The organism is Mucilaginibacter sp. PAMC 26640, from assembly GCA_001596135.1.
GTDB lineage: Bacteria > Bacteroidota > Bacteroidia > Sphingobacteriales > Sphingobacteriaceae > Mucilaginibacter.
The window spans coordinates 4,077,390-4,090,120 of the sequence record CP014773.1; the positions used below are offsets into that span (position 1 = coordinate 4,077,390).

The window sequence follows — 12,731 nt, forward strand, 5'->3', positions numbered from 1 at the left end:
TGTTATCCCCGCATTGTAAGTAGAACCGCAAGCTATTGAGCAGCCGTTAGACATGACAGTGCCGGAAAATAAGATGATGCTGGCCATTTATCTGACAGCCCCTGAAATTGAGAATGACAGGCGTGGATTGAATACGTTTTATGGTATTCGAAGGGCAAGAAAAGAAGGACGCTGGCCCGGCCTCGCCCCAGTTGGTTACCTCAACCGTACCGCAGAAGACGGCAAAAATATATCAGTCCTGACGGAGAACAGGCTAAGTTGATGGAATGGGCATTTAAGGAAATCTCCAAAGGCAAATATTCCACCGAACAAATATTTAAAAAGTGGTAGAATCAGGTTTGAATTGCAGTAAAAACAATTTTTTAAGGCTCGTTCGCAATCCGATCTATTGCGGTAGAATTCCCATAGCGCAATATAAAGATGAGGATGCTTTTACTGTTACCGGATTACATAAACCAATCATATCAGAATACTTGTTTTACGAAGTTCAGGATATCTTAGACGGCAACAAGCGGACGATTAAAACTAAAATTATCACCAATAAACATTTTCCTTTAAAAGGCTTTATTAGTTGTTCAAGGTGTCCCCGAACGCTATGCACAAGCGGTTCAAAAGGGCGGAGCATGTATTATTACTACTACCACTGTTGCTCAAAATGTGGTTGCAGGTATAAAGCTGATGAGGTTAATAACGAACTTTTACAATTGCTTGATCTATATACGCTCAATCCCCGCGCTATTGAGTTGTTTAAAATTGTTATCCTTGACGAATACGCTAATGACACCGTTGGATATAAAGAGTATAAGATTTCTTTGGCAAAACAGCTTACAGAGTTTAATAACCGACTTTCCAAAGCGCGGGAATTATTATTGGCTGGGGATCTTGACAGTGCCGATTATAAAGGGATAAAAGCAGATTGTGAGCGGGGAATACTGATTACAGAGGCTCAACTTGCTGAGTTAGGTAAAAATAAGTATACAAAAAGCCAATTAGAGCCCATTATAGACAAAGCGATAGCAACTTACGCTAATCTAAGTGTAATTTACTGTAAATCAAATGATGAAGAGAAAAGAAGGCTAATTGGTTCGATGTTTCCCGAAAAAATCCCTTTTGAAAATCTAAAACATCGAACCGCTAAAGTTAATGATAGCTTCCGCCGTATTTACCTGACAAACAAGCAATTATCAAGCAAAAAAAGGGGCAAAAGACTTCTGAAAATCTCTTGCCCCGTGAAGGGTAAATGATGGGGCTCGAACCCACGACCCTCGGTACCACAAACCGATGCTCTAACCAACTGAGCTACATCTACCGTGTTGGGAGTGCAAAAATAGAAATTTTGTTACGTTTTGCAAACCTTTTTTAAAATTACAATCGCCTTACCCTATTTATTTAGAATCGTTCTGCTTAATGGTTAAATTTGTACATCATGGCAGAGGAACTAGTTGAATTAAACGTTACAGGGATGCATTGCAATAATTGTGCGATGAGCATTCATAAGTTATTGGAAAAGAAAGGACTGGAAAATATACTGGTTAGCTTTGCTTCCGAAGAAGTGAAATTCAGCACAGCCGACCAGACACTGGTTCCAGGAATTATTAACGATATAGAAAATTTAGGTTTTCACGTAGTTGACGATGTTGACACTCATAAAACTATGTTTTATGATAAAGTGGAGAACAAATTTATATTCTGCGCCTTTTTTACCGCTCCCCTTCTGTTGCATATGTTTTTGCCATGGCATTTTTTGCATCATCCAATTGTTCAATTTGTGCTATGCCTGCCAGTTTTTGTAGTTGGTTGTTTGCATTTCGGTAAAAGCGCCTGGAGTTCGATAAAGGGCGGAGTGCCTAATATGGATGTGCTGATCTTTATCGGATCCGCCTCCGCTTTTGTTTATAGCCTGGTAGGCACTATCCAGGATCTTGGTGAGCATTATTTATTCTATGAAACCTGCGCAACGATAATTACCCTTGTGTTGCTTGGCAATGTATTGGAGAAAAGGTCGGTTAATCAAACTACCTCTGCTGTAAAAGATCTGATGAAGTTTCAGCAGGTTAATGCTAATCGGGTAATTAATGGTGTAACGGAAGTTGTTAGTGCCAAAGAGGTGCAAACAGGCGATATCCTGTTAGTGAATGAAGGCGACCAGGTACCTGTAGATGGAGAGGTTTTAAGCGGCGATGCATTGGTCAACGAAGCCATGATTACCGGCGAAAGTGTTCCGGTTGCAAAAAAGAAATATGATACAGTCATCGGCGGCACCATATTACAGCAGGGTAATCTCAAAATCATGGCTACCAAGATCGGAAGCAACAGCACACTGTCGCAGATAATTGATTTGATGAAACGGGCGCAGGCAGCCAAGCCTCCTGTACAAAAACTCGGTGATAAGGTAGCTTCCATTTTTGTCCCCGTTGTGATTGGCATTGCTGCTTTGACATTTATAATAACATATTTTGCGACCGATGCAGGTATGCAGCGCTCCATGATGAACGCGATAGCTGTGTTGGTTATTTCTTGTCCATGTGCCATGGGTTTAGCAACCCCCACAGCCGTAATGGTAGGTTTAGGCCGGGCAGCAAAAAATGGCATCCTGATAAAAGGCGGTGATACAATTGAAGCGGTAGCCAATACCAAATTTGTAATATTTGATAAAACGGGAACCCTAACTACGGGTAAATTCAGTATCAAAGATATTAAAGTAGAGCAAGGGTTGGATCTGGAGTATATCCGCGGGGTAATCATCGCTATCGAAGAGCGCTCCAATCACCCGATAGCAAAATCATTAGTTGCTGAGTTGGCCAGCCATCCCAAACAAAAAGTGATATTGAAAACGGCGGTGGAAGAAAAAGGGCTCGGTATGCGCGCAGAAGACGTTGAAGGCAACCATTACTTTTTGGGCACTGCCAAGCTAAACAAAGATGATAACTTTAACCTTGTTCTTTACAAGAACCAGGTATTAGCAGCGCAAATAGCGGTTGAAGACACACTTAAACCTGATGCGTTGCATCTGGTAAATCAACTGAAAAAAGCAGGGATAACGCCGGTTTTATTAAGCGGAGATAAGGCCAGCAGGTGTGTATCCGTAGCGCAGACATTAGGAATAAAAGAGGTTCACGCCGAAAAATTACCGGATGAAAAATTAAGCGTGGTTGATATGTACCGCAAAAAAGGCAAAACCATTATGATAGGCGATGGTATTAATGATGCCCCTGCCCTTACGCAGGCTGATGTGGGTGTATCTATGAATGATGCCAGCCATATCGCAATTCAATCGGCTAAAGTAATTTTGTTGAATACCGATCTGCAATCCGTAGTAACTTTTCTGCAGATCAGCAGGCACACCCTGCTAACCATAAAACAAAACCTGTTTTGGGCATTTGCCTATAATATAATTGCTATACCCATTGCTGCTTTAGGCTTTCTTAACCCTATGGTTGGCGCACTGGCAATGGCATTTAGCGATGTCATCGTAATTGGGAACTCTTTGAGGTTAAAGGTCAAAAAACTTTAACCCGTTACTTGATTAACCTGCAATCAGGAATTTATTACTTTTGTCGCCCTTTTAACATTCAGGGTTTATGATAGAAATTTATACTGACGGCGCATCTAGCGGAAATCCGGGACCGGGTGGTTACGGAGTTATATTACGTTCCGGGCAGCACTATAAAGAGCTTTCCGCCGGTTTTCGAAAGACAACCAATAACCGTATGGAGCTTCTTGCTGTTATCAGCGGACTGGAAGCTATCAAAACGCCCAATCAACAAGTAACTATTTTCTCCGATTCGAAATATGTTATAGATGCTATAGAAAAGCGTTGGGTGAATGGCTGGCTAGCCAAAGGATTCGCAGGTAAAAAAAATAAGGATCTATGGCTGCGCTATCTCAATATTGCTAAAATACACCAAGTTAAATTTGTGTGGGTTAGGGGCCACAATGGGCATCCCGAAAACGAGCGTTGTGATGTATTAGCTGTAGCTGCAGGCAAACAAAAAGAGCTGCTGATTGATTCTGTATTTGAAATGGAAGCTGCAAAAGGCTAATCTTTAAATTATGGTCAATGGACAAATGCAGTAGCAAGTTTATTGTTAACCGCGATAGCATTTTGACCAGGAAACTACTTCCCTCCTAGCTCAATTACATCCATCCCGTGAATTTTGTCTCCGGTAATACTAAACCGCAATAATGTTCGCACTTTATGCCAGCCTTGTTTGCCTGCCGCGCCAGAGTTGAGGTGCAGGCAGCTGATCTTTTTATCATAAATTACTTTTAAGATATGCGAATGCCCGGTAATGAATAACTGTGGTGGGTTGCTGTAAATTTCAGGTTTCACCAGCGGGCTGTATCTGCCGGGGTAGCCTCCAATATGCGTTATCCAAACATCTACTTCCTCACATTTAAAGCGAAGATACTCCGGGTAAGTCTGGCGGATATCTTTATCGTCTATATTACCATAAACCCCTTTGAGAGGTTTAAAAGCCGCAAGTTTTTCTGCTAATTCGAGTGTCCCGAAATCACCGGCGTGCCAAATCTCGTCGCAACTGTCAAAGTGCTTAAAAACAGCATCATCAAGGTAACTGTGTGTATCGGATATAAGGCCTATTTTGGGCATTTTAGATTTAGAAAATTGTTAAAAAGTCTTTTAGTAAGGTTTGATATTCCAAAGTGTAAACTTTCGGTTCATCGTAAATCACAAGTTCACTTTCGCTTGATGGCGTAATTTGATAACTCATTGTAATTATCTCCCTGTGCGGCATTGATTCTGCAAAAGATTTTATGACGATACGACCATTCAAATGCAAGTTCATTTGCGGCAGTAGCTTTTTTACGAGGACCCCTGTTTCCACCGGTAATATCATTGCACAAATACCACGATCCGTTAAATGGCTGCTAATTGCTGAAAGCAGTCGCTCAAAAAACGGCTCATCAGTGTGTTTAGCCAGGGTCTTCTTTTCGCCGGGAGAAGTTAGAGAATTTAAAAAGAATGGCGGATTGGATACTATGAGATCATAGCGAACGGTAGGCAATGTTTCAAAGTAGCTCTCGAAACCAGTGCCAAACATCTTTAACCGATCTGAAAAGGAAGAGGTTTGAAAGTTCCTATTCGCCGTTATCGCTGCGGCTGCGTCGACTTCCACTGCATCGATGATTGCATTGGAAAATCGTTGCGCCAGCATAAGGGCAATAACACCCGTGCCGGCACCGATATCAAGGATTCGTTCAGGAAGGTTTGCGGTAGCTAATGCCCCCAGCAAAACGCCGTCAGTATTAACTTTCATGGCGCAATTGCTCTGGTCTACGTTAAATTGCTTAAACTTAAATATGCCTGCCAATCCCTGATAATTTACCTTGAATTCCTTAATAATTTGACTACTTTCATGCTGTTAATTTAACGTTCCGGCTTTTTAATGCAACTGCGTCTACAACAAGTTAAACATCAATTTAAAAAGCCAAAAGTAATTATAATAACGGCGTTTTTATTGGGACTGGGAATATGGTTTGCTTTTTGCCTGCCAAATCCTTTGTTTAAAACACCTACCTCTTTTGTTATCAACGATGATGCGGGGCAGTTGCTTGGTGCGTCTATCGCGTCCGACGGTCAGTGGCGATTCCCTTATAATGATAGCGTGCCCACTAAGTTCCGGCAATGCATAATCGCTTTCGAGGATAAACGATTTGAACATCATCCCGGCTTTGACCCCTTTGCATTTGTTCGGGCTGTCAAACAAAACATTCGCTCCAAAAGGGTGACTAGCGGGGGTAGTACGCTAACCATGCAGGTGATTCGCCTTGCCACGCACCACAAGCGTACTATTTTGAATAAGGCAGGTGAAATCTTTATGGCACTGCGGTTGGAATGCGGGTACAGTAAAGATCAAATCATGGCCATGTACGCCAGTAACGCTCCATTTGGCAGTAATGTTATTGGATTGGATGCCGCCGCCTGGCGATACTTTGGCCGGGGGCCGGATAAACTATCCTGGGGTGAAATGGCCGCTTTAGCGGTGTTACCCAACTCCCCGTCGCTGGTTCATCCCGGTAAAAATCGCCATACACTTTTGAAAAAACGCAACCTTTTACTCAACCGGCTTTACAAGCAAGGCATTATCGATAGCACCACAGCGAAGCTTGCTGAGTTTGAACCGGTTCCGGAAAAGCCGATACCGTTACCGCAGGCCGCTCCTCACCTGCTGCAAAGATTTAAAGCTGAAAACAGGAGTAAAGGAAACCAGCTTACCAGGATCAACACCACTCTGAAAGCCAACCTGCAGCAGCAGGTAACCGGCATTTTAGAACGCCATCACCAGGTGTTGAAAGGCAACGATATCAATAACATAGCGGCAATAGTCCTCGACGTGGAAACCGGGGCAACCCTCGCCTATGCAGGTAATATCTCGCACCGCGAAGACCCTAATATGGAGAGTGATGTTGACGTTATCGGCGCTCCCAGAAGCCCGGGAAGCACCTTAAAGCCCCTGTTGTACGCATCCATGATGCACGATGGATTAATTCTGCCGAACAGCCTGATTCCAGATATGCCAACGCAGATTTCAGGCTATCATCCGGAAAATTTTGATCTGAGCTATGATGGTGTGGTACCTGCTTCTAACGCTTTATCGCGCTCATTGAACGTTCCGGCTGTTAAAATGCTTCAGCAATACAAATACGAACGTTTTTACGATATGATGCGAAAGGCGGGCGTGACAACGCTTACGCAACCTGCAGATCACTATGGCTTGTCCCTGATATTGGGCGGCGGAGAAAATACCCTCTGGGAACTTACCGGTATTTACGCGGATATGGCAAGAGTGCTTAATCACTACCAAAAATATAACGGGAAGTACGATGCCGCCGATTATCACCACCCTGTATATAAATTACAAACAAAAGAAAAACCCGTACTGGAAAACAATGGCTTGCTGGACGCCGGCTCCATATACTACACTTTACAGGCCATGGAGGAGGTGATGCGCCCCGGGGAAGAAATGCTATGGCAACAGTTTAGTTCAACGCAGCGCATTGCCTGGAAAACCGGAACCAGTTTTGGTTTCAGAGATGGTTGGGCTATTGGCATTACGCCAAAATACGTGGTGGGTGTTTGGGTAGGCAATACCGATGGCGAAGGCAGGCCGGGCTTAACCGGGATCAACACCGCCGCCCCTGCCATGTTTGAGATATTCCGGCAGTTGCCTGCTGCCCGCGACTGGTTCGATATGCCTATGGGCGAAATGATAAAGATCAGCGTGTGTAAAGAAAGCGGTTACCGGGCGGGGCAGTACTGCACTAATCTTGCAGAAGAATGGGTACCAAAGCCGGGACTAAAAGCACCTTCATGCCCATGGCACCGGCTGGTACACCTCTCCCCCGATGAACACTACCAGGTCACCGGAAATTGCGAACTACCGGAAAATATAGTGAATAAAGGCTGGTTTGTGCTGCCCCCATCAATGGAGTACTATTACAAAACCAAAAACTATCAATACCATGTGTTGCCCGGCTTTAAGCCGGGTTGTGGCGAGGCAGATTATGGTAACCCTATGGAGCTCATCTATCCAAAAGACAATGCCAAGATCTACGTACCGCTGGAGGTTGATGGGAAACGCGGGAAGGTGATCTTTAACGCTGCTCACAGACAGCCCGGCATTAAAATTTTCTGGCATTTGGATAACAAGTACGTAGCCGAAACTTCAACTTTTCACCAGGTTGCGTTGAGTCCATCTCCAGGTAAGCATAAATTAACCCTGGTTGATGCCGAAGGGAATAATCTTGTGATCTATTTTGAAATTTTAGATAAAAACAATCAGCGCAAAACAGATTTAAAAAGCCAATAACAGAGTAAGTACAAAATTTGCAACGCAAGTGAGTTTTGAAAATCAATAGTCAGCTATTGATCCAACAAGTAGTAGCAACTTCGTGACTTTACACGAATTAATATTATCTACATTAGTTTCCAAATCAAAAACCCATGCTTGAACAATATGACCTTGGTAACCTGATGGTATTGGACATAGAAACCGTACCGCAATATGCAACCCACGCAGAAGTACCCGAACATATGCAGGAGTTATGGGCGCATAAAACCCGGTTGCAGCGCAATGAGGCTACAGGCGAAGAATTTTATGAACGGGCCGGAATCTGGGCGGAGTTTGGTAAGATCGTCTGCATCTCAGTGGGCATCTTTTTAAATGGAAAACGTACGGCTCTCCGTGTTAAATCATTTGCAGGGCACGAGGAAAAGGAACTGCTGGAAGATTTCAGCAAGATGCTGAGCAGTCAACCAGCGAGTATTATACTCTGCGCTCATAATGGCAAAGAGTTCGATTTTCCCTACATCTGCCGCCGGATGCTCATCAATGGCGTACAGTTCCCTCCCCATTTGCATATAGCAGGTAAAAAGCCATGGGAGATCAACCACCTCGATACCATGGAACTCTGGAAATTCGGCGATTATAAAAATTATACTTCGCTAAACCTGCTCACCGCTATCTTCAATATTCCAACCTCAAAAGACGATATTGATGGCAGCCAGGTAGGCTATGTTTATTGGGTGGAAGATGATCTGCCCCGTATCTGTACCTATTGCCAAAAGGATGTGATTGCCACGGCGCAACTTATCAGGCGCTACCGTGGCGAAGCATTGGTTGAAGAAGAATGTATTACAATTGTGGGCTGAGCGAGACGATTAAAGCTTTTAAAATCGTATTATCTACGATTTTTAGATCAAATCAGGGTTAACTCAACTTAATCTAATTCAATGTTTAACTTTTTAAATTAACTGATTGTCAACACATTAAAACTATCTATCAATCACCATGTCAACTCTTATTATTTATGGGATTTACCCCATCGCCTCTTCCTCCACATGAACAATGATGGATTTTATCACCGTATCTAACTCTTCACCAGCCTGCTGTAATTTGCTGAGTGTTTCTTTGTCTACCTCATAATCATTAGCTTTTAAAACATTGATCAGACCCATAATGGAAGCTACAGGTTTGCGGATCTCATGCGACTGAACAAAAGCGATATTCTGTAACGCTTGATCCTTCTTCACGTTACTGATTATATTTAAACGATTATCTTTCCTTATCAGTCGATATTGCAAATAAAGAACAATAGTGAATACGATAAACAAAACACATCCTGCCACCACAATCAGCAGTTGCCTGTTTTTTTCAGATTGCTGGTGTCCCATTTCAGCAATAGCTTTATCTTTTGTGGCGGTTTGATATTTGATCTCCAGTTCGCTCATCTTTACTTCATTCTGCCGCACTTTTAATGAGTCGCGCATTTTTTGGGCGCGCAGAACAAGGTTAAGTGATGTTTTATAATCCTGCATGGCAACGTAGCAATCTTCCAGGTGCCCATAAAGTTCCATCTCGCGGTAAGGCTCTTTTATTTCTCTTGAAATAGCTATCGCCTTATTCAAATAGTCCAATCCCTTTTGCTGCTCCCCCTTAAAGAACCAGGCTTGCCCTAACCAAGCGTAAGCATAAGTTAACGATCGTGGTTGGTTTAGTTTCCGGGCCAAAAATGCACCTTTGCCGGCGTAGTAAATCGCTTTATCAAAATCTTTTTTGTCCAGGTAATACTGCCCTACATTGTCGTAAAGCGGTATAGATACGCGCTCATACTTGCTATTGCTTTCAGCAATTTTCAAGGCCCTGATCTGGATATTGATTGAAGTATCCCGGACTGTATCCCTTCTTACTTTCCTGATCGAATGCGTCAGCATCGCTTTTTGGCTCAGCGCACTGATGATCATCATAGTATCCTTATTTGTTGTTGCCCAGCTCAATGCGTTTTGCTGCGACTCAAATGCCTTTTTATAATTAGTATTTTCTTTATGCAGATTACTGATCAAACTATAAATCTGTGGATAGGCTTGGTTGATCTTGTTTTTATCGATGTCAGCCAGTGCTTTTATAGCCATGCCCATAGCCTGTTGATGATCGGCAGACATCCACAAGTAATGCGCTTTAAATAATTCGCTGTATACTACAGCGGTTTTATCATGGGTGTGCTCTGCAATTTTTGAAAGTTTTTCAGCTATTGCCAAAGCCGAATCTGCATGGGCACTTTGTAGATTTTTACCTTGTTTTATCAGTTGCTGTATTTGGGAATTATCAGATCCATTTACAGGCAGATAAACAGGCTTTTTCCTGCAAGAAAACATCGAGAATAATAGAGAAGCGATTATATAAACACGGATGGCAAAAGCGGTCATAAGGGCCGGGCAGATTTAGGTGTTTTTGTGAGCATAAAACTAATAAAATTCATCAATAAATAAATGCCCTCATCAAATATTACCTATCTGTCTTGTAGAATGTCTGTAACTTATAAAGTAAGATACCACCCAAGTTTAGTGAAGTAATTTTATTGGCGTAAACACAGTGCGATTAATAGAGATTGAATTAGCTAATTTCAACCCATACGGCCATTTTGCATGCCAAATACTATCTTTTCACGCTCCGGGGTTTAATAGAAACACGCTTCATCGACAACCCAATTCAGCATAAATCCTTATCTTAGCTGCATTACATATTACCTATGTCTAAAAAGAAAAGTAAAGGCAATTCATCCATCAACAAAGTGCTTGCGCAAATGGTGTTGGATATATTCGAGCAGAACGGCAATACGCCACTTAATCATAAGCAAGTTTCTGCTAAACTTAATGTACGTGATCCTGATGCCCGCGACGTAATATTCGACGTATTGAAAGAGGAGGCATTTAAAGGTGTTTTAAAAGAAATTACACCGGGAAAATTCCAGCTGCTTGAATTGAAAACCTTCGTGGAAGGTAAGGTAGATCTGACCAATGATGGGTCCGCCTTTATCGTTACAGATGACCCTGCAGAAACCGATATTTTTGTGGCTCCGCGTAAACTACGCAACGCACTGAATGGCGATCGTGTAAAAGTTTATGTTTACTCCGCCAGTAAAGGCAAACGGCAGGAAGGCGAGGTAATCGAGATCATCCAGCGCCACAAAATGGAGTTTACAGGTATCGTAAAACTCTCCGAACGCTTTGCTTTTTTCATTCCGGATGACCGTAAGATGATGCACGATATCTTCATCCCCATCACCGATCTGAACGGTGCCAAAAACGGGATTAAAGCGGTTGCTGAAATTACCGACTGGCCTGCCGGTGCAAAAAACCCAATCGGGCGAATTAAGCACGTTTTAGGTAATCAGGGTGAGAACGATACGGAGATGAACGCTATCCTGGCCGAATACGGCTTCCCGCTCTCCTTCCCCGCCGATGTGGAGAAAGATGCTGAAGAAATTCCGGCTGAGATCTCCAGTGAAGAAATTGCCAAACGCCGCGATTTTAGAGAGGTGCTTACTTTCACTATCGACCCGTTTGATGCGAAAGATTTTGATGATGCATTATCTTATAAAAAACTAGAGAACGGTAACTACGAAGTAGGCGTACATATTGCCGACGTATCACATTATATTATCCCCGACTCTGCATTAGATAAGGAAGCATACGAGCGCGGTACGTCTGTTTACCTGGTAGACAGGGTGATTCCGATGCTGCCAGAAAGACTATCAAACGGCCTGTGCTCACTCAGGCCAAAAGAAGATAAACTGTGTTTTTCAGCTGTATTTGAACTTGACTACAATGCCAATATAGTAGAACAATGGTTCGGCAGAACGGTGATCCATAGTGACAGGCGCTTTACCTATGAGGAAGTGCAGGATGTAATAGAAACCAAAACCGGCGACTATGTTGAAGAGATAGAAAAACTGAACGGACTGGCCTACAAACTGCGCGAACGCAAGTTTAAAGCGGGAGCCATCAGCTTTGAAACTACCGAGGTTAAATTCAAACTGGATGAAACCGGCAAGCCAACCGGTGTATATGTAAAAGAACGTAAAGATGCCCATAAGCTGATTGAAGATTTTATGCTGCTGGCTAATAAAAAGGTTGCAGAATATGTGAATAAGATGGGCAAAGGCAAGCATAAATACACTTTTGTTTACCGTGCTCACGACTCCCCTAAACCTGATGCCCTGGCCAACTTTGCCCAGTTTGCAGCAAGGTTTGGGTATAAGATCAATACCAAGTCTGACAAGGAAACTGCAAAGTCCCTGAATTTTTTGATGGAGGATGTTGAAGGGAAGAAAGAGCAAAACGTACTTACTCACCTGGCTATCAGGTCGATGGCGAAGGCTATCTACACCACAAAAACCAGCAGCCATTACGGCTTAGCGTTCGACCATTACACCCATTTTACCTCGCCTATCCGGAGGTACCCCGATGTGATGGTGCATCGCCTGCTTTTTCATTACCTAAACGGTGGACAAAGCGCCAATGCCGATCATTACGAAGAACTTTGCAAGCACAGCTCGCAAATGGAAAAGAAGGCGGCTGACGCCGAACGCTCGTCTGTTAAATACAAACAGGCCGAGTACCTTAAAGACCAGGTGGGCAATACATTTACCGGCATTATCTCTGGTGTTACCGAATGGGGCATGTATGTGGAGATCATCGAAAATAAATGCGAAGGCATGATTCGCCTGCGCGATATCAGCGATGATTTTTATACTTTAGACGAGAAAAATTATGCTATCATCGGCCAGCGAAAGAAGAAAATTTATCAACTGGGCGATGAGGTTAGTATCAAAGTAAAAAATGTGGACCTGACCAAGAAACAAATAGATTTTAGTTTGGTACAGAGTTAATGATTGATTTAGTGAATTACTGATTTAGTGATTGTTGG

General features: G+C 43.0%; 10 protein-coding genes and 1 tRNA gene. 7 read left to right on the forward strand and 4 right to left on the reverse strand.

What is annotated here, in order from left to right; genetic code table 11:
• The first annotated feature begins 52 nt into the window (after window positions 1-52).
• A complete protein-coding gene (locus A0256_17670; GenBank protein ID AMR33113.1) occupies window positions 53-262 on the forward strand; it encodes a hypothetical protein in 210 nt (69 codons plus the stop codon).
• Window positions 263-323: 61 nt separating this feature from the next.
• Window positions 324-1,244, forward strand: a complete 921-nt coding sequence (locus tag A0256_17675) for a hypothetical protein (GenBank protein AMR33114.1) — start codon at window positions 324-326, stop codon at window positions 1,242-1,244.
• On the opposite strand, the gene A0256_17680 is transcribed toward A0256_17675, so the two are convergent.
• Window positions 1,236-1,309, reverse strand: a tRNA-His gene (locus A0256_17680). The genes A0256_17675 and A0256_17680 overlap by 9 nt on opposite strands.
• A 117-nt stretch (window positions 1,310-1,426) precedes the next feature.
• Here A0256_17680 and A0256_17685 point away from each other — a divergent pair.
• Together A0256_17685 and A0256_17690 are read left to right on the forward strand one after the other, a co-directional pair.
• The gene (locus A0256_17685) at window positions 1,427-3,514 is read left to right on the forward strand and encodes an ATPase P (GenBank protein AMR33115.1); all 2,088 of its coding nucleotides are present in this window, start codon (window positions 1,427-1,429) and stop codon (window positions 3,512-3,514) included.
• Between the two features lie 67 nt (window positions 3,515-3,581).
• The gene (locus A0256_17690; GenBank protein ID AMR33116.1) at window positions 3,582-4,043 is read left to right on the forward strand and encodes a ribonuclease HI; all 462 of its coding nucleotides are present in this window, start codon (window positions 3,582-3,584) and stop codon (window positions 4,041-4,043) included.
• A 74-nt stretch (window positions 4,044-4,117) separates the two neighbouring features.
• Here A0256_17690 and A0256_17695 read toward each other — a convergent pair whose 3' ends face one another.
• Window positions 4,118-4,612 (reverse strand): phosphodiesterase, encoded by a 495-nt coding sequence (locus A0256_17695; protein AMR33117.1) that lies wholly within the window; start codon window positions 4,610-4,612, stop codon window positions 4,118-4,120.
• A gap of 7 nt (window positions 4,613-4,619) precedes the next feature.
• Window positions 4,620-5,279, reverse strand: a complete 660-nt coding sequence (locus tag A0256_17700; protein AMR33118.1) for a hypothetical protein — start codon at window positions 5,277-5,279, stop codon at window positions 4,620-4,622.
• 129 nt (window positions 5,280-5,408) lie between these two features.
• On the opposite strand from A0256_17700, the gene A0256_17705 reads away from it, so the two are divergent.
• Together A0256_17705 and A0256_17710 are read left to right on the forward strand one after the other, a co-directional pair.
• Window positions 5,409-7,832, forward strand: coding sequence for a penicillin-binding protein 1C (locus tag A0256_17705; GenBank protein ID AMR33119.1), 2,424 nt, complete (start codon window positions 5,409-5,411; stop codon window positions 7,830-7,832).
• A 134-nt stretch (window positions 7,833-7,966) separates the two neighbouring features.
• A complete protein-coding gene (locus tag A0256_17710; GenBank protein ID AMR33120.1) occupies window positions 7,967-8,674 on the forward strand; it encodes a 3'-5' exonuclease in 708 nt (235 codons plus the stop codon).
• 165 nt (window positions 8,675-8,839) lie between these two features.
• On the opposite strand, the gene A0256_17715 is transcribed toward A0256_17710, so the two are convergent.
• Entirely contained in the window at window positions 8,840-10,177 is a 1,338-nt protein-coding gene (locus tag A0256_17715; GenBank protein AMR33121.1) for a hypothetical protein, read from the reverse strand.
• A 374-nt stretch (window positions 10,178-10,551) separates the two neighbouring features.
• Here A0256_17715 and A0256_17720 point away from each other — a divergent pair, with 374 nt between their 5' ends.
• A complete protein-coding gene (locus A0256_17720) occupies window positions 10,552-12,693 on the forward strand; it encodes a ribonuclease R (protein ID AMR33122.1) in 2,142 nt (713 codons plus the stop codon).
• The last annotated feature ends 38 nt before the right edge of the window (window positions 12,694-12,731 follow it).

What these genes read in the sequence shown, in the direction of transcription:
- A0256_17670 (AMR33113.1), top strand. Translation starts at nt 53, where the DNA reads ATGACAGTGCCGGAAAATAAGATGATGCTGGCCATTTATCTGACAGCC.
- A0256_17685 (AMR33115.1), top strand. Translation starts at nt 1,427, where the DNA reads ATGGCAGAGGAACTAGTTGAATTAAACGTTACAGGGATGCATTGCAAT.
- A0256_17690 (AMR33116.1), top strand. Translation starts at nt 3,582, where the DNA reads ATGATAGAAATTTATACTGACGGCGCATCTAGCGGAAATCCGGGACCG.
- A0256_17695 (AMR33117.1), bottom strand. Translation starts at nt 4,612, where the DNA reads ATGCCCAAAATAGGCCTTATATCCGATACACACAGTTACCTTGATGAT.
- A0256_17700 (AMR33118.1), bottom strand. Translation starts at nt 5,279, where the DNA reads ATGAAAGTTAATACTGACGGCGTTTTGCTGGGGGCATTAGCTACCGCA.
- A0256_17705 (AMR33119.1), top strand. Translation starts at nt 5,409, where the DNA reads ATGCAACTGCGTCTACAACAAGTTAAACATCAATTTAAAAAGCCAAAA.
- A0256_17710 (AMR33120.1), top strand. Translation starts at nt 7,967, where the DNA reads ATGCTTGAACAATATGACCTTGGTAACCTGATGGTATTGGACATAGAA.
- A0256_17715 (AMR33121.1), bottom strand. Translation starts at nt 10,177, where the DNA reads ATGTTTTCTTGCAGGAAAAAGCCTGTTTATCTGCCTGTAAATGGATCT.
- A0256_17720 (AMR33122.1), top strand. Translation starts at nt 10,552, where the DNA reads ATGTCTAAAAAGAAAAGTAAAGGCAATTCATCCATCAACAAAGTGCTT.